Here is a 17,455-nt window from a genome sequence, read left to right as displayed (position 1 = left end):
CAGATACGGGGAAGTAGGCGGATGGATCGCAACAAGTCGAGCTTCGCAATCTGGGGCCTTATGGCAGTCTTGGCGTTTGCGCCGTCTCATGCGATGGCGCAGGAAAACGCAGAGCCGTTCCGCCATGGCGTCTCGCTTCTGGGCGAGCTCAAATATGCGCCCGGCTTTGCCAATTTCGATTACGTCAATCCGCAAGCGCCGAAGGGCGGCACCTTGCGCATGTCGTCGACCGGAACCTTCGACAGCTTCAACCCGGTGCTCGACAGGGGCGAAGCCGCACCCGGCCTGATCAACGTCTTCGATACGCTTCTGAAAGACACGAGTGACGAGATTTCCACCGGCTACGGGTTGCTCGCAGAAGGCGTCTCATTCCCCAAAGACATATCGAGCGCCACCTTCCGTCTCCGCGCCGAGGCCCGCTTCGCTGACGGTGAGCCCGTCAAGCCGGAAGACGTCATTTTCAGCTTTGAGAAGCTCAAGGAATTGAACCCGCTCTACACGAGCTATTACAGCCATGTGGTTGCAGCTGAGAAGACGGGCGATCGTGACGTCACATTCCGCTTCGACCAGAAGAACAACCGGGAACTGCCGATGATCCTTGGCCAGTTCCCGGTTGTCCCGAAGCACTGGTGGGAGGCAAGCGGGGCTGATGGACAGTCTCGGGATATTGGACGGACCACGCTGGAGCCGGTGATGGGGTCGGGGCCCTACAAGATCGCCGAGTTCACGGCTGGCTCGACCATCCGCTACGAATTGCGGGACGACTACTGGGGCAAGGATCTCAACGTCAATCTGGGCTACAACAACTTCAAGAACATCACCTACACGATGTTCGGCGATCGAGACGTCGAGTTCGAGGCCTTCCGTTCCGGCAACACAGACTTCTGGCAGGAGACGCGGGCCGCGCGCTGGGCGACTGGCTTCGATTTTCCGGCCGCACAGGATGGCCGCGTCAAGAAGGAGGAATATGAAAATCCCTTCCGTGCGACGGGCGTGATGCAGGCGCTGGTGCCGAACATGCGGCGCGAGATGTTCAAGGACCAGCGGGTCCGCAAGGCGCTCAACTACGCGCTCGACTTCGAGGAATTGAACCGCACCGTCTTTTACAATGCCTATTTCCGCGTCAGCAGCTTTTTCAACGGAACCGAACTTGCTTCCAGCGGGCTGCCTCAAGGCCAGGAACTCGAACTGCTGACCGCTCTTAAGGACAAGGTTCCCGCTTCGGTTTTCGATACGCCCTACACGAACCCCGTCGGCGGTTCACCGCAGGCGTCTCGCGACAATTTGCGCAAGGCGGTCGAACTCTTCAAACAGGCAGGCTATGAACTTCGTGGCAATGCCATGGTCAACGCGCAGACCGGCCAGCCCTTCCGCTTCGAGCTCCTGTTGTCCAGCCCCCAGCTTGAGGTGGTCGCGGTCCCCTACCAACAGCAATTGCGCAAGATTGGGGTGGAAATGTCGGTCCGCACGGTCGATCCCTCGCAATATACCAATCGAACTCGAAGCTTCGATTACGACATGACCTGGACCGTATGGGCTCAGACGCTCAACCCCGGCAACGAGCAGCGCGACTACTGGGGGTCGACATCCGTCAATCGTGAAGGCTCGCAGAATTATGCCGGCATTGCCGATCCGGCTGTGGACGCCCTGATCGAGAAGATCATCTTCCCGGCCGACCGCGCGGAGCAGGTCGCCGCAACCAAGGCCATGGACCGTGTGCTGCTGGCCCATGACTACGTCATTCCGCTCTATTACGGCGGTACGGCACGCTACGCCTTCTGGGACAAGTTCGAGCACCCCGCCGAGCTCCCGACCTACAGCACCGGCTTCCCCTCGATCTGGTGGGCCAAGGCTCCGTGATTCCGGCTCGGGGCTTGCGCCTCTTGTGTGAGACTCTAGGAATGGAGGGAACGAATCGCTGGAAAACGGAGCGGCTGATATTGGCTGACCAAACGAGCCTGGACATCGTGGGCAGATGTGATCCTGAACGGGGGCGCCGCGCATGACCGCTTATATTCTCCGGCGTCTGCTGCTGATGATACCCACAATGATCGGTATCATGGGCATCTCCTTCATCGTTATCCAGTTCGCCCCGGGCGGCCCCGTCGAGCAGGTCATTGCACAGCTCAGCGGCCAGGCTGATGGCGCGGATGCGCGCCTGTCAGGCGGTGGGGACATGCTGGGCCAGTCCGCCGGTGCAGAGGAGGGGGGCTCCCGCTATCGCGGCGCCCAGGGCCTCGATCCGGAACTGATCGCCAAGCTCGAAAAGCAATTCGGTTTCGACAAGCCGCCGCTCGAGCGTTTTCTCGAGATGATGTGGAACTACATCCGCTTCGATTTCGGCGAGAGCTTCTTCCGCAACACTTCCGTCATCGACTTGATCATCGAGAAGCTGCCGGTATCCATCTCACTTGGCCTCTGGGTGCTGTTGATCTCCTACGCGATTTCGATCCCGCTCGGCATCCGCAAGGCGGTCGCCGACGGCTCCCGCTTCGATGTCTGGACATCAGGCATCATCGTCGTCGGCTACGCCGTTCCCGGCTTCCTCTTCGGCATCCTTCTGATCGTGCTTTTCGCCGGCGGATCCTTCTTCGACTGGTTCCCGCTCCGCGGCCTCACCTCCGACAATTTCGACCAACTCTCCTGGTGGCAGAAGATCCTCGACTACTTCTGGCATCTCGCTCTGCCGCTCACAGCACTCCTGCTCTCGGCCTTTGCTACGACCACGCTGCTGACGAAAAACTCCTTCATCGACGAGATCAAGAAGCAATATGTCGTCACGGCCCGGGCAAAGGGCCTTGGCGAGCGCCAGGTGCTCTATGGCCATGTCTTTCGCAACGCCATGCTGATCGTCATCGCCGGCCTGCCGGGTGCCTTCATCTCCGCCTTCTTCACCGGCTCGCTGCTGATCGAAAACATCTTCTCGCTCGATGGCCTCGGCCGCCTCGGCTATCTCGCGATCGTCAACCGCGACTATCCGATCGTCTTTGCCACGCTCTACATCTTCTCGCTGATGGGCCTCGTGATCGGCCTGATTTCCGACCTGATCTACACCTGGATCGATCCGCGCATCGATTTCGACCGGAGGGATGTCTGATGTCCGCCGTCGAAACCACCATCATTGCCCCGCCGAAGAAGGGCTGGCTGAACCCAACGAACCGCCGAAGGCTTGAGAACTTCAAGGCGAACCGCCGTGGCTTCTGGTCCTTCTGGATCTTCATGGTTCTGTTCGTGCTCAGCCTGTTTGCCGAGTTCATCGCCAACGACAAACCTGTTATCGCCTCCTACAGAGGCGAAATCCTCTTCCCCGTCATCGTCGATTACCCGGAAGAGAAGTTCGGCGGCTTCCTTGCCGTCACCGATTATCGCTCGCCCTTCATATCCGACGAGATCAACGCCAATGGCTGGATGGTCTGGCCGCCAATCCGCTATTCCTACCGCACGGTCAATTCCGAGGTCCCGCATTCGGCACCAACAGCGCCCTTCTGGCTGATGGACAAGGAGACCCGCTGCGCCGCCTATCCGCTGAAGGCCGAGGATCCGAACTGCGTGCTCGGCAACATGAACTGGCTCGGCACGGATGATCAGGCCCGCGACGTCATGGCGCGCATGATCTACGGCTTCCGCATCTCGATCCTCTTTGGCCTGGTACTTACTCTTGCCTCCGCTGCGATCGGCGTCACGGCTGGTGCCGTGCAGGGCTATTTCGGCGGCTGGACCGATCTCCTGATGCAGCGCTTCATCGAGATCTGGTCGTCCATGCCGGTTCTCTACATCCTGCTGATCATCGCGGCCATCCTGCCGCCCGGCTTCTTCGTCCTGCTCGGCATCATGCTGCTTTTCTCCTGGGTCGGCTTCGTCGGCATCGTGCGCGCCGAATTCCTGCGCGCGCGAAATTTCGAGTATGTGAATGCGGCCCGAGCGCTCGGCGTTGGCAATTGGACGATCATGTTCCGCCATCTCCTGCCGAACGCCATGGTCGCAACGCTCACCTTCCTGCCTTTCATCCTTTCGGGTTCGATCACCACGCTCACCTCGCTCGACTTCCTCGGCTTCGGCATGCCGCCCGGCTCGCCATCGCTCGGTGAACTGATCGCGCAAGGCAAACGCAACCTCCAGGCCCCCTGGCTCGGCCTCACCGCCTTCTTCACCATGTCGATCATGCTCTCGCTCCTGATTTTCGTCGGCGAAGCCGTCCGCGATGCGTTTGATCCCAGGAAAACCTTCCGATGAGCGCGGGTTCGTCAAAAGACAGCATCTGTGGCATGATGGGCGCAGGCCTGATCAGGAGCATGATGCGATGAACAAGATCGTCAGAGAGCATTATCCGGTTGAGAATCTGCCTGCCGACCTGAGGGAGGGGTTGGAAGCGGGCGGCACAGTGCGCGTCGTGCTGGAGATGGAAGGCAACGCCCCGAGCCCGGCCAAAACGAGCTTTGAAGAGTTCATGAAAAAAGTAGAGGCCTACCGTCGCCAGGACGACCGCCGCGTTACGGCCGCTGAAGCTGTGGCGCGTATTCGGGAACTTCGCGACGAATGGGACGACTGATGCCGCAACGGCACCAAATCCACCTCGACACGAATGCTGCGATCTTGCTCGTTGAGGGTGATGGCCCTCTACGTGACTTGATGCGAAACTTGACCAGCAAGGCATCATCTCGACCGAGCGCGATCTTGTCTACGAGCGCGTTGACCATCTCGGAACTGCTGGTGAAGCCATTGGGCGATGGCGATATGAGGCTCGTTGAAGTCTACAGGGCTTGGGGCTCGGGTCTGCCGTGGCTGCAGATCGTTCCCGTAGCGAGCAGCATTCTGGATACCGCCGCACAATTGCGGGCGCGCCGGAACAGCCTGAAACTGCCAGATGCCATCCATGTCGCATCAGCTCTCGCTGTCGCCACCACGCATTTCTTGACCGATGACCAAGGCATCTCCAACTCTGTGACAAATTCGTCCTCGAAAGAGCCTGACTTGTTTGAAGTTTGCCACTTGGACGCCCGCTCTCTAACCTCCCTGATCGAAAGCCTCACCGCATGACCGAACCCTTGCTCTCCGTGCGCGATCTTTCCGTCGCCTTCCACCAGGGTGGCCGCGAGAGCCTGGCGGTCGACCGTGTCTCGTTCGACATCCAGCGCGGCGAGATCGTTGCTTTGGTTGGCGAATCCGGCTCCGGCAAATCGGTCTCCGCCGCCTCGGTGCTGAAGCTCCTGCCCTATCCGGCAGCGAGCCACCCATCCGGTCAGATCCTGTTCGACGGACGCGATCTGATGACCGCAAGCGAGCCCGAGCTCCGCGCGGTGCGCGGCAACGATATCACCATGATTTTCCAGGAGCCGATGACCTCGCTCAATCCGCTTCACTCGATCGAGCGGCAGATCAGCGAAATCCTCGCGCTTCACCAGGGACTGCAAGGCGCATCCGCACGCGCCCGCGTGCTCGAACTTCTACACCAGGTTGGCATCCGCGAGCCGGAAAAGCGGCTGACCGCCTTCCCGCATGAACTCTCGGGCGGCCAGCGCCAGCGCGTGATGATCGCCATGGCACTTGCCAACAGGCCGAAGCTTCTCATCGCCGATGAGCCGACCACAGCCCTCGACGTCACAGTCCAGGCCCAGATCCTCGAACTCTTGGGCCGCCTCAAGTCCGAGCACGGCATGTCCATGCTGTTCATTACCCATGATCTCGGCATCGTCCGCAAGTTCGCCGATCGCGTCTGCGTCATGACCAAGGGCAAGATCGTCGAGGCAGGTCCCGTCGAGGATATCTTCGAGCGGCCCCAGCATGCCTATACGAAGAAACTGCTCGCCTCGGAGCCGCACGGCGAACCGCCGGTCCTGGACGAGACAAAGCCTGTTGTCATGCAGGGCGAAGACATCCGTGTCTGGTTCCCGATCAAGGCCGGCTTCCTGCGCCGCACAGTCGATCACGTGAAGGCCGTCGATGGCGTGGATCTCACGCTCCGCGCCGGCCAGACGCTCGGCGTGGTCGGCGAATCCGGCTCCGGCAAGACGACGCTCGGTCTTGCCCTTTCACGCCTCATCTCCTCGAAGGGGCGCATCAGCTTCATCGGCAAGGACATCGATGCCTTCTCCTACAGCGAGATGCGGCCGCTGCGCGATCGCCTGCAGATCGTCTTTCAGGACCCCTTCGGTTCGCTCAGCCCGCGCATGTCCGTGGGCGAGATCATCGCGGAAGGTCTGAAGGTTCACGAAAAGCAGCTGACGGCAGAAGAGCGCGACAGCCGCGTCGCCTGGGCGCTCGAAGAAGTCGGCCTCGACCCCGCCACCCGCTGGCGCTACCCTCATGAATTCTCCGGCGGCCAACGCCAACGCATCGCGATCGCCCGCGCCATGGTGCTGAAACCCCGTTTCGTCATGCTCGATGAACCCACCTCCGCCCTCGACATGACCGTCCAGGCCCAGGTGGTCGATCTCCTTCGCGATCTTCAGGCCAAACACGACCTCGCCTATCTCTTCATCAGTCATGACCTGAAGGTCGTGAAGGCGCTGGCCAATGAGCTGATCGTCATGCGCGGCGGCAAGGTGGTGGAGACAGGTCCGGCCGCAGAGGTCTTCGCCGCCCCCAAGGCCGACTATACCCGCGCCCTGATGGCCGCCGCCTTCAATCTCGAAGCCGTCGAAGCCGGCGGCATCCGCCAATAATGTGAGTCTGCAATGTCCGAAAAACGCCCCGTCGTCGTCGATCTCCGCTTTGCGCGCGAAAGCGTCGTCAATGCTCTTCGCTCGGCCTTCCCCGATCGTCCGGTTATCGACATGGGTGACCCGGCGCATGCGGACCGAGACCTATCGGATGCCGAATTCGCCGTGGTCTGGAAACCGGATCCGGCCCTTTTCCGTCGTGCAACCGGGCTCACGGCCATCTTCTCCGGCGGTGCCGGTGTCGATCACATCCTCTCGGCCTATGAACTGCCGGATCTCCCGATCGTCCGTTTTGTCGATCGCAGCCTGACGGACCGCATGAGCGAATGGGTCGTCTGGCAATGCCTCCATCATCTGCGCAACGGTATTGCCTATGCTGGCCAGCAGCAGCATCGCGTCTGGCATGAGATTGCCGATCAACCGGAAGCCCGGGATGTCACGGTCGGCGTCATGGGCCTCGGGGTCTTGGGCGCAGATGCCGTTCACAAGCTCAAGATCATCGGCTTTAATGTCATAGGCTGGTCTCGTCGCGAAAAAGAGATCGATAGCGTCGAAACCTTCGATGCAAACGGGCTCGACGCCTTCCTCGGCCGCACCGATATCCTGGTCGGCCTGCTGCCGCTTACGGACGATACACGCGGCATCTACGACCGCGCTCTGTTTTCCAAGCTGCGTCGCTCCGGCCCCCTGGGCGGTCCAATCTTTCTCAATGCCGGTCGCGGCGGGAGCCAGAAGGAAGCAGAGCTGGTCGAATGCCTCAAGGACGGCACGCTGAAGGCGGCGTCCCTCGATGTGTTCGAAAAGGAGCCGCTCGATTCCGACAGCCCGCTTTGGTCGATGCCGAACGTGATCGTGACGCCCCACGCCGCAGCCGCCTCCGATGTTCGTGCGCTCTTCCGCCATGTCGAAGCGCAGATCGGCCTGTTCGAGGCTGGCAAGCCCCTTGAATTCGTTGTCGACCGGACAGCTGGTTACTAGCCGCCCGAGAATTGCGGGAACAAACCCGCTGGAGCTCCCGTTTCCCCTGAGAATTCGCGCTTTGCGCGCCTCAGTACACAGGGAGCAACGACATGAGCAGCCGAACCGATCTTCCAGACACGACCGACCGCCAAACGCGGGGCCTGAAGCCGGAACCGATGACGCCGACGGATGCGCGTCAGGGCTCTAAAGGCAAACCGGTCCTCATCGTGCTGCTCGGCGGGCTGATCCTCGCCATGCTCGTCTGGATCCCGGCCGAATGGTGGGGCAATTCGATTGCACCGAGTGAGCCGGCAAATCAGCCGGTCGAGCAGACGGCCCCGTCGCCGAGCGAGAACAACGGCCAGGGTCAGATCGTGCCGGAGTCCAGCCCGACACCCAGCCAGTGATACGGTTAAATCTTGCGGAGAGCGGCGTAATGGCGCTCTCTGGACATTCCTCCGGTGATTGCCGATAACTGCAGCGGAAACGGCCGAAGCGTTTCGGCCGTCCCCCGCAGTCCCCCTGCGGATGGCAAGGCAATCGATCATGACCAAGACAGATATCGCGACCAGGGTTTACAATCATGCCTGGAAGCTCGATCCCATCATCCGCAGCCTGATCGATACGGACTTCTACAAACTGCTGATGCTCCAGATGATCTGGAAGCTCTATCCGCAGGTGAACGCGACCTTCACGCTCATCAATCGCACGACCTCGGTCAGGCTCGCCGACGAGATCGACGAGCAGGAGTTGCGCGACCAGCTCGATCATGTTCGTTCGCTGCGGTTGACAAAAAAGGAAATGATCTGGCTGGCCGGTAACACGTTTTACGGTCGCGCTCAGATCTTCGAGCCTGAATTCCTCGCCTGGCTCGGCAATCTCCAGCTCCCTGAATACGAACTTTCCAAGCGCGATGGCCAATACGAATTGACCTTCCACGGCTCCTGGATGGAAACCACGCTGTGGGAAATTCCGGCGCTTGCCATCATAAACGAGCTGCGCTCGCGGGCCGCCATGCGCTCGCTCGGCTATTTCACTCTCGACGTGCTCTATGCGCGTGCCAAGGCGAAGATGTGGTCGAAGGTCGAGCGCCTAGGCGAATTGCCGGGTCTGCGCATTTCCGACTTCGGCACCCGCCGCCGGCACAGCTTCCTCTGGCAGCGCTGGTGCGTGGAAGCCTTGAAGGAAGGTATCGGCCCGGCCTTCACCGGCACGAGCAATGTGCTGCTTGCCATGGATTCCGATCTCGAAGCCGTCGGTACCAATGCCCATGAATTGCCCATGGTCGTTGCAGCACTGGCAAAGACCGATGAGCAACTGGCCGCAGCCCCTTATCAGGTGTTGAAAGACTGGAATCGCCTCTACGGCGGCAATCTGCTGATTGTTTTGCCTGATGCTTACGGCACCACGTCCTTTCTCCAGCATGCACCGGAATGGGTCGCCGACTGGACCGGTTTCCGACCGGATAGCGCGCCCCCGATCGAAGGCGGCGAGAAGATCATCGAATGGTGGAAGAAGATGGGCCGCGATCCGCGCAAGAAGCTCCTGATCTTCTCGGACGGTCTGGACGTCGACGCGATCATCGACACCTACCGCCATTTCGCCGGCCGCGTTCGCATGTCCTTCGGCTGGGGTACCAATCTCACCAATGATTTCGCCGGCTGCGCGCCCGTGGAGATCGCTGGCCTAAAGCCGATTTCCATCGTCTGCAAGGTCTCGGAAGCCAACGGTCGCCCGGCGGTCAAGCTTTCCGACAACCCGCGCAAGGCGACCGGGGATCCGCAGGAAGTCGAGCGTTACCTCCGCTTCTTCGGCTCTCAGGACCGCGTCGAGCAGGCTGTTCTCGTCTGACGGTCGGTTGCACTGATGCTTTAGCAGTCTTGCATCCGCCGCCTTCGCCATGCAGTCTGGGACTGCGGGAGGGAGCCCGCGATCTGCAAGGGAGGACGACCGGATGGACATGCAAGGCAGCGAGCGCATCGAGGCGCCGGTGGAAACCGTCTGGCGTGCGCTGAACGATCCCGAAATCCTCAAGCAGTCCATTCCGGGCTGCGAAAGCCTGGAAAAGACCTCTGACAGTCAGATGGCCGCCAAGGTCGTTCTGAAGATCGGGCCGATCAAGGCAAAATTCGAAGGGGCCGTCGAGCTGCACAATCTCAATCCGCCGCATTCCTATACGATATCAGGCGAAGGCAAGGGTGGCCTTGCCGGCTTTGCCAAGGGTGGTGCAGATGTGACCCTGACACCGGAAGAGGACGGAGCGACCTTGCTCACCTATACGGTAAAGGCCGAGGTCGGCGGCAAGATCGCCCAGTTGGGAAGCCGTCTGATCGAATCGACCTCGAAGAAGCTCGCAGGCGAGTTTTTCTCAAACTTCAATTCCGCAGTGACCGGTGGGGTCGAGACTGACGCTTGACGGATGACGCAGGATCGGGTGAAAGCCCGGCACAAGGAAGCGGCGGCATCGTGGAACCAGCCGAGATGATTCGGCCTTAAGGGGACATGATGATGAACGAAGGACCTGACCAGTATTTCGAGCAGCAGGACATGGCGGTCAAGCTGATGCTTCTCGAGAACAAATCCGACGAACTGACGGACATCTTGGTTGAAGCGCTGCAGGATGCACTGAAGCTGCTCGAAGAAGAACTCGCGACCGTCCACTGATAGCGGCCAGTCGGCCCATCAGAACCTGTCGGAGACCTGGATCCCTGCGGGGCCCAGAATGACGGCGATCAGCACCGGCAGAAAGAACAGGATCATCGGAACGGTGAGCTTCGGCGGAAGGGCTGCTGCCTTTTTCTCCGCTTCGTTCATGCGTTCGTCGCGTCCCTCTTGCGCAAGCACGCGCAGAGCTTGCGCGACAGGTGTACCGTATCGGTCGGCCTGAATGAGCGCCTGAACCACGTTCTTGACGCCGTCGAGCTGCGTGCGTGTGCCAAGATTTTCGAGCGCCTGGCGGCGGTCGGGAAGAAATGAAAGTTCGGCCGTGGTCAGCACCATTTCCTCGGCGAGTTCGGGCGACTGCTCACCGATCTCGTCCGATACGCGCCGCATTGCAGCCTCCAGCGAGATACCCGATTCCACGCAGATCAGCATGAGATCCAGCGCATCCGGCCAGGCGCGCTTGATTGACTGCTGGCGTTTTGTGATGCGGTTCGAAACGTAGATGTTCGGCAGGTAGAAGCCGAGATAGCCGCCAAGAATGGTGACGAAGAGTCGAATCGGCAGCGCCTTTTCGGCCAGATTGCCGAGCACGAAGATCCAGAAAGCCGTAAGAGCGAGTGTTCCGAACGGCAATAGGAAACGCGCCACGAGGAACATGTTCAACGCGTTCTGTGATCTCAGGCCTGCAGCCTTCAGCTTGTCGACCGTGTTGTCGTCCACCAGCGCCTTGCGCAGGTTGAACCGTTCAACGATATGCCGCACCGACTTGTTGTTCGTCGCTCTGAGTGATGCCCGGCTCTGGGCAACTTCGGCGTTAAGTTTCGCCCGCTCCCGTGCGCGGATCAGGTCGCGCTCGGTCGAGACAGCACGCATGCGCTTGTTCAGATCGCCACGTTCCAGATAGGGCATGGCGAAGGTGTAGAACGTGCCGAACACCGCGAGCCCCACGAGAACGGCGATCAGCAGCGTCGGATCTGTCAGTTGTGCGGCCCAGTCTTCCGTCATCACCCGCTCCTCAGATCTCGAAGTTGATCATGTTGCGCATGACCAGAAGGCCGATGCTCATCCAGACAGCCGAGACGCCGAGGATCAGGTGTCCGCGGGAATCCGTGAACAGGATCATGATGTAGTCCGGCGACGTCAGGTAGACGAGCAGGGCCACGATAAAGGGCAGTGCGCCAATGATTGCGGCCGATGCCTTCGCTTCCATCGACAGAGCGTTGACCTTGGCCTTCATCTTCTTGCGGTCACGCAGGACACGCGAGAGGTTGGAGAGCGCTTCGGAGAGGTTGCCGCCCGCCTGGCCCTGGATCGCGACGACGATGGCAAAGAAGCTGACTTCGCTCAGCGGCATGGTCTGATGCATGCGGGCCACGGAATCGGGCACGCTCAGGCCGAGTTGCTGGGACTCGACGATGCGCCGAAACTCCGTTTTGACCGGGTCCTGACCATCCGACGCAATCATCCGGATTGCGTCATTGAGCGGAAGGCCCGAGCGGATGGAACGTGTCATGACGTCGAGCGAATTGGGGAATTCTTCGAGAAACTTCTTCTGGCGACGGCCAACGAGAAACCCGACGAACCAGCGGGGTAGGCCGAAAGCGGCGACGAATGTGGCACCTGCGATCACCAGCGGTCCCATGCCCGCAAGGAACGTCACCGCCAGTACGACCAGTCCTATCAGGACGCTCACCATATAGAACTGGGACAGGGAAATCGCCAGACCCGATTGCACCAGCTTCGCCTTCAGGCTGGCGGCATTGGCCTTCTTGGTCTTGTCCTGCTGTTGTTTCTTCTCGAGTTCCTTGAGCGAGTCCTGCACCGATTTGCGTCGCTTGGAAATCTCCTGCACGCGGTCGCGGGCAGCCTTCATCTGGTTGGTGTCGGTTTCGGCAGACCGCACGCGGTTGATGCGGGTTGCCGTCTTTTTCTCGGTCTCGATCTTCGAATAGAGCACACCATAGGCGATCGCGCCTGTCGAGACGGCCGCGAGGAGGACAATGGCCAGAATGGTAGGATCGATGCCGAACATGCTGGTCAGATCCCCTTGGACTTCTGTTCCATGGCGTCGAGTGCTGCCGCCAGGCGACGATCTTCGTTGTAATAACGCGCACGATCCCAGAAATGCGGCTTGCCGATACCGGTCGACATGTGCCGGCCGATGATCTTGCCGTTGGCGTCCTCGCCGTCCATCTCGTAGCGCATCAGGTCCTGGGTTATGATCACGTCGCCTTCCATCCCGATTACCTCGGTGATGTGGGTGATGCGGCGCGAACCATCACGCAGACGTGCTGCCTGGATGATGACGTCGATAGAGCCGGAGATGATTTCGCGCACGGTTTTGGCTGGCAGCGAGAAGCCGCCCATGGCGATCATCGATTCCATACGGCTGAGGCATTCGCGCGGCGTGTTGGCGTGGATGGTGCCCATTGATCCGTCGTGACCTGTGTTCATCGCCTGAAGAAGGTCGAAAACCTCAGGTCCGCGCACTTCACCGACGATGATGCGTTCTGGGCGCATACGCAGGCAGTTCTTGACGAGGTCACGCATGGTGATTTCGCCTTCGCCTTCAATGTTCGGCGGGCGCGTTTCCAGACGTACGACATGCGGCTGCTGCAGCTGCAGTTCGGCCGTGTCTTCGCAGGTGATGATACGCTCGTCGGTGTCGATAAAGCCCGTCAGGCAGTTCAGAAGCGTCGTCTTACCCGAGCCGGTACCGCCCGATATGACCACGTTGCAGCGGACGCGGCCGATGATCTGCAACACTTCTGCGCCTTCCGGCGTGATCGCGCCGAACTTGACCAGCTGGGCGAGGTTCAGCTTGTCCTTCTTGAACTTACGAATGGTAAGCGCCGGACCGTCGATGGCCAGCGGCGGGGCGATGACGTTGACACGGCTGCCGTCGGGCAGGCGCGCGTCGCAGATCGGCGAGCTTTCGTCGACGCGACGACCGACCTGGCTGACGATACGCTGGCAGATCGAGAGGAGCTGCGAATTGTCGCGGAAGCGGATTTCCGATTCGATCGTCTTGCCGCCGACTTCGATGAAGGTCTGCCCGGCACCGTTGACCATGATGTCGGCGATGTCGTCGCGGGCCAAGAGCGGTTCGAGCGGGCCATAACCCAGAACGTCGTTACAGATGTCTTCGAGCAGCTCTTCCTGCTCGGAGATCGACATCGCGAAATTCTTGATCGTGATGATGTCGTTGACGATGTCGCGGATTTCTTCACGCGCGCTTTCGCCGTCGAGCTTGGCGAGCTGCGACAGATCGATCGTGTCGATGAGCGCGGAGAACACCTGGCTCTTGGTGTCGTAATAGTCTTCTGTCCGAGGCGGTTTCTTGCGGCCGGGCGTCTGCATCGACGGCGGCGTCACCTGCTGACGCGTGCTGACCTCCGGGCTGCCGGGTTCGATGAGCGTGCTGGAGCGTGCCGCGGGCGCAGCAGCAGCCGGCTGTGTCGGGATCGTGCCGACGCCCGCCCCGCCCTTGCCGAAACCGTCGTTTCCGCGTTTGCCAAACATGAGCTCTACCTGTTCCTGTTAGCGGTCTACTTCTTGCGCAGCTTTTCGATGAACGAGCCGAGACCCGCCTTCTTGGGTTTCTTGATCGTGGCCCGGCCCGTCACGAGATGTGCGAGCTGCGAGAATGTCTCTGCCGTCGGAGATTTCCCGTCCATCTCGCTGATCATCCGGCCGCTATTGGCAGCGGTGCCGAAAAGCTGGGCGTCGAACGGGATGATTGCGACCGGATCGAGTTCAAGCGGTTCGAAGAAGTCGGATGGCGCGATTTCCGGCCGCTTCGGCATGCCCACCTGATTGAGGATCAGATGCGGCGGCTTGTCCTGCGGCCTCAGCTTCTTCAAGGCGTCGATCATGTTCTTCATGTTGCGCAAATTGGCGAGGTCCGGTGCGCAGGTGATGACGATCTCGTCGACGTCGGAGAGCACAGCACGGGTCCAGTCGGCCCAGGTATGCGGCAGGTCGAGCACCGTCACGGGAGCGCTCCGCTGCAAAACGTCGAGGATCGGCTGGAAGGCGCCGCGCTCGTAGTCGTAACCGCGGTCGAGCATCGACGGGGCTGCGAGCAGGGAGAGGTTCTGGCCGCATTTGGTCAGCAGTCGGTCGAGAAAGACCTCGTCGAGACGCTCCGGCGAAAATACGGCTTCTGCCATGCCCTGGGCCGGATCCTGGTCGAAGTCGATATTCGCGGTCCCGAAAGGCAGATCGAGGTCGGCAAGCACGGTCTCCGTCGAAAACAGCGACGAAATGCCGAAGGCGCAGTTATGCGCGATGGTCGAGGAACCCACGCCGCCCTTGGCGCCGATGAAGGCGATGCTGCGGCCGAGCGGCTCGGCCTCCGGGTCGACGAAGATCGAGGCGATGGAACTCATCATGTCGGCCATGGTGAAGGGCGCCACGATGTATTCGGAAATGCCGCTGCGGATCAGTTCGCGGTAGAGCGCGATATCGTTGTGCCGGCCGACGAGGATCACCCGCGAGCTCGGATCGCAGACTTCGGCCAGCGGTGCCAGCTCCGTCATCAGGTCGCGCGGTCCGGCGTCGGTTTCCAGAATGATGAGGTTCGGCGTCGGCGTCGAGGAGAACATGTTCGCGGCAGCCGCGATATTGCCATGCGTGATGCGCATGCTGACACGCGCCATGCGTCGGTCGCCGGCGCATTGCTCCATCGTCCGATGCACGCCTTCGCTGATGCAGAAGGCATGGATCGAGATGCGCGGCAGCGGACGCAGGTTCTCGACGTCGCCTGCGATCACGCTCTCGGAAGCGCTCCGATATCCCTCAGTGGATTCGCCGATGTCATAGTCGATCGCGTTCATGCTCTCATCCTGTCCTCTTGGACCGCAGTCGCATCAATTCGTGGAGGTGTCGGCGCCCCGGCGATAAAGTCCGATCACGGTCGAGCGCCTGGTGGCGTCGATCGGAGCCATGTCGCGGGGGGTGACGAGATCCATCGGATTGGCGATTTGTGCGGCGAGGTTGCTCTGCGTCGCGCAGCCGAAATTGTGATAGTTCTTGTTGCTGAAGGTGTTGTTCTGCAGGTCCTCCGGCCATTCGCCGCAGGGATTTGTCATCGCGGTGATCGCGACATAGCTGATCCTGACAGGGGCCGCATTGCTGTTGGCTTCTGCCTGGTAAGACGTTTCGATGATCTTGTTGGCCGCAACGCCCCGGGTGGTCAGAACCTGGCGGATCTGCTTGCGCATGGCCGACGCCGCGCCGGAGTTCGGCGAGCCGTGCGGCACCATGACCTGGATCGTGCCCGTCGACGCCGACAGATAGTCTGCGGCAAAACCGGCGATCGAATCCTGCACGCCAACCGTCAGTCTGCGGTCGCCGGATGCGATCGGAACATCGAGTGTATGTTCCACTTCGCTTAGCATGATGGGATGTCGCGTGCGGTAGTCGTCGGGGATGGCGGACGTCGTCATCCGGTCCTTCGTGCTGCCGCAACCCGAAAGTGCGACGGCTGTTCCGAGAACGAGGCCGGCGAGAAGGATACGCTGGAATGAATGACCCACTAATGCCATGGCTGGCCGACTTTCCCTGACTTGACGTGCCGAATGTTTCATTTCGATCCTCACGCCGTTCACTTGTAGATGAAGCCGACAGCGCCATGGTACTGGCCGGTCGGTTGGTTGTTCTCGCGGCGGCCATAGACCTTGTTCACCTTGTTCAGGAAGAAGGTCGCGCCGTCGTTTTCCGGGTTGAAATTGTCATCCGGTCGCGACAGGGCGCCGCGTGCAACGGGGCGCACCAGATAGGGTGTCGCGATGATCACGAGTTCTGTCTCGTTGCGCTGGAAGTCCTTGCTGCGGAACAGCGTGCCGAGCACAGGCACCTTGGAGAGACCCGGCAGACCGGACATCGCCTGGCGAATATTGTCCTGAACGAGACCTGCAATCACGATCGAGCCACCGGACGGCAATTCGACGGTGGTCGAGGCCTCGCGCTTGCGGATCGACAGGAAGGTCGAGCCCGGGACCTGGTTGAGAACGTTACCCGTGACCTGCGAGGATTCCCAGGTCGGCTCGGAGACATTGGTCTCGATCTGCAGGCTGATACGACCAGGTGCGAGAACGACCGGGCGGAAGTTCAACTCGATGCCGTAGTCGATGCTCTGCGTCGTGCGTTCGATGGAAATGCCGTCTTCTTCGTCGCTCGACACTTCCTGCGGTCCGGCAAGCCGGAATTCGCCGCCGACATAGAACTTCGCGGGCTCGCCCGAGATCGCGGTCAGGCTCGGTTCGGCCAGCGTGCGCATCACGCCGGCCTGCTCCATGGCATTGATGTAGGTATTGAGCCCGAGGCCGCCGATACCAGCAGAAATCACAGCCGTCCCTGTCGGATCGATGGCATTGCCGAGGTTCGACGGATTGGCATAGCTGATGCCGGTCGATCCGTCGGAGATACTGCCCGAGAAACCGAGCTGCTTCAGCACCTGCCGGCTGACTTCTGCCACGGTGACCTTCAGCGTCACCTGGTCCTCGCCCTCAATGGTCAAGAGATTGACGATCTGCGACGTCTGTCTCTGCTCGGCATAGATCGCCACAGCGCCGTCGCCGCTGCTCTCGCTGGTGGCAGTCGTATTGCGCGTCGTTGCTTCACCGCCCTTGAGGAAAGCCTCTGCAAGGCTGGCTGCACGGGCGGCGTCCTGCGGGGTACGCACGCTGCCTGTCAGGACGATGTTGTCGGAGACGATTTCGACCTTGATGTCGGATTCTGGAATGAAGCGGCGCAGATTGGTTTCAAGACCCGAGATATCGCGCTCGATCTGGATGTCCAGGCTGACGATCTCCTCGCCATTGGCGCCGAAGATGAAGATGTTGGTCTGACCGACCATCTTGCCGAACAGATAGATGCGGCGCGACGAGCGCGTCACGGCATCGGCCATGACCGGATCTGCCACCAGAATGTCGTGAGCATCTGCGGGCAGGTCGACAACCAGCGCCTTGTTCAGGCCAAGCTTCACAGACCGGCGAGCGCCCGGACCGGAATTGGTGATGCGCAAGACCGTCTGCTGAGCAGCCTCTGCTGCAGGTACAATAGTTCCGTGGTCAAGAAAGGAGCTCGGAGCGCCGGTGATCGCCATGGCAAAGGCAATGCTTGCGGTCAGCGATACCTTGAGTTTGTGTGTCAGACTGGCCACGATG

Annotated in this window: 17 protein-coding genes; 11 read left to right on the top strand and 6 right to left on the bottom strand. The window is 60.7% G+C overall.

Going from position 1 to position 17,455, the window contains the following annotated elements; genetic code table 11:
• Positions 1 to 60: 60 nt before the first annotated feature.
• The 11 genes from SJY08_RS18000 (at position 61) to SJY08_RS17950 (ending at position 10,283) form a co-directional block, all read left to right on the top strand.
• Entirely contained in the window at positions 61 to 1,860 is a 1,800-nt protein-coding gene (locus tag SJY08_RS18000; RefSeq protein WP_300889502.1) for an extracellular solute-binding protein, read from the top strand.
• A 142-nt stretch (positions 1,861 to 2,002) separates the two neighbouring features.
• The gene (locus SJY08_RS17995) at positions 2,003 to 3,097 is read left to right on the top strand and encodes a microcin C ABC transporter permease YejB (protein ID WP_054149417.1); all 1,095 of its coding nucleotides are present in this window, start codon (positions 2,003 to 2,005) and stop codon (positions 3,095 to 3,097) included.
• Positions 3,097 to 4,233, top strand: coding sequence for an ABC transporter permease (locus tag SJY08_RS17990; protein ID WP_300889444.1), 1,137 nt, complete (start codon positions 3,097 to 3,099; stop codon positions 4,231 to 4,233). Before SJY08_RS17995 ends, SJY08_RS17990 begins: the two co-directional genes overlap by 1 nt.
• A 67-nt stretch (positions 4,234 to 4,300) precedes the next feature.
• Positions 4,301 to 4,549 carry a hypothetical protein gene (locus tag SJY08_RS17985; protein ID WP_069042597.1) on the top strand — a complete coding sequence of 83 codons (249 nt, stop codon included), beginning with the start codon at positions 4,301 to 4,303 and terminating at the stop codon, positions 4,547 to 4,549.
• A complete protein-coding gene (locus SJY08_RS17980) occupies positions 4,537 to 5,037 on the top strand; it encodes a type II toxin-antitoxin system VapC family toxin (RefSeq protein ID WP_377277364.1) in 501 nt (166 codons plus the stop codon). Before SJY08_RS17985 ends, SJY08_RS17980 begins: the two co-directional genes overlap by 13 nt.
• The gene (locus SJY08_RS17975; protein ID WP_377277362.1) at positions 5,034 to 6,662 is read left to right on the top strand and encodes an ABC transporter ATP-binding protein; all 1,629 of its coding nucleotides are present in this window, start codon (positions 5,034 to 5,036) and stop codon (positions 6,660 to 6,662) included. Before SJY08_RS17980 ends, SJY08_RS17975 begins: the two co-directional genes overlap by 4 nt.
• 12 nt (positions 6,663 to 6,674) lie before the next feature.
• Positions 6,675 to 7,637 (top strand): 2-hydroxyacid dehydrogenase, encoded by a 963-nt coding sequence (locus tag SJY08_RS17970; RefSeq protein ID WP_377277360.1) that lies wholly within the window; start codon positions 6,675 to 6,677, stop codon positions 7,635 to 7,637.
• 92 nt (positions 7,638 to 7,729) lie between these two features.
• Positions 7,730 to 8,026, top strand: coding sequence for a hypothetical protein (locus SJY08_RS17965; RefSeq protein ID WP_377277358.1), 297 nt, complete (start codon positions 7,730 to 7,732; stop codon positions 8,024 to 8,026).
• Positions 8,027 to 8,165: 139 nt separating this feature from the next.
• On the top strand, positions 8,166 to 9,470 hold the full coding sequence (gene pncB / locus SJY08_RS17960) for a nicotinate phosphoribosyltransferase (protein WP_054149518.1): 1,305 nt from the start codon (positions 8,166 to 8,168) through the stop codon (positions 9,468 to 9,470).
• A gap of 103 nt (positions 9,471 to 9,573) precedes the next feature.
• On the top strand, positions 9,574 to 10,035 hold the full coding sequence (locus SJY08_RS17955; protein WP_069042593.1) for a carbon monoxide dehydrogenase subunit G: 462 nt from the start codon (positions 9,574 to 9,576) through the stop codon (positions 10,033 to 10,035).
• A gap of 92 nt (positions 10,036 to 10,127) precedes the next feature.
• The gene (locus SJY08_RS17950; RefSeq protein ID WP_167494934.1) at positions 10,128 to 10,283 is read left to right on the top strand and encodes a hypothetical protein; all 156 of its coding nucleotides are present in this window, start codon (positions 10,128 to 10,130) and stop codon (positions 10,281 to 10,283) included.
• Between the two features lie 18 nt (positions 10,284 to 10,301).
• Here SJY08_RS17950 and SJY08_RS17945 read toward each other — a convergent pair whose 3' ends face one another.
• Genes SJY08_RS17945 through SJY08_RS17920 form a run of 6 tightly spaced genes read right to left on the bottom strand, consistent with a single transcriptional unit; the run spans position 10,302 to position 17,451 of the window.
• Positions 10,302 to 11,288 (bottom strand): type II secretion system F family protein, encoded by a 987-nt coding sequence (locus SJY08_RS17945; RefSeq protein ID WP_054149425.1) that lies wholly within the window; start codon positions 11,286 to 11,288, stop codon positions 10,302 to 10,304.
• 10 nt (positions 11,289 to 11,298) lie between these two features.
• The gene (locus SJY08_RS17940) at positions 11,299 to 12,315 is read right to left on the bottom strand and encodes a type II secretion system F family protein (RefSeq protein WP_054149426.1); all 1,017 of its coding nucleotides are present in this window, start codon (positions 12,313 to 12,315) and stop codon (positions 11,299 to 11,301) included.
• Between the two features lie 5 nt (positions 12,316 to 12,320).
• Positions 12,321 to 13,805 (bottom strand): CpaF family protein, encoded by a 1,485-nt coding sequence (locus SJY08_RS17935; protein WP_054149427.1) that lies wholly within the window; start codon positions 13,803 to 13,805, stop codon positions 12,321 to 12,323.
• Positions 13,806 to 13,831: 26 nt separating this feature from the next.
• Positions 13,832 to 15,121, bottom strand: coding sequence for a CpaE family protein (locus SJY08_RS17930; protein ID WP_054149428.1), 1,290 nt, complete (start codon positions 15,119 to 15,121; stop codon positions 13,832 to 13,834).
• A 33-nt stretch (positions 15,122 to 15,154) separates the two neighbouring features.
• A complete protein-coding gene (locus SJY08_RS17925) occupies positions 15,155 to 15,832 on the bottom strand; it encodes a CpaD family pilus assembly protein (protein WP_300889447.1) in 678 nt (225 codons plus the stop codon).
• Between the two features lie 59 nt (positions 15,833 to 15,891).
• Entirely contained in the window at positions 15,892 to 17,451 is a 1,560-nt protein-coding gene (locus SJY08_RS17920; protein ID WP_377277353.1) for a type II and III secretion system protein family protein, read from the bottom strand.
• Between the last annotated feature and the right edge of the window lie 4 nt (positions 17,452 to 17,455).

The organism is Rhizobium sp. R86522 (genome assembly GCF_042466255.1).
Classification (GTDB): Bacteria; Pseudomonadota; Alphaproteobacteria; order Rhizobiales; family Rhizobiaceae; genus Allorhizobium.
The sequence above is the reverse complement of the archived record's forward strand: the minus strand, read 5'-3'. Positions and strand labels throughout refer to the sequence as shown.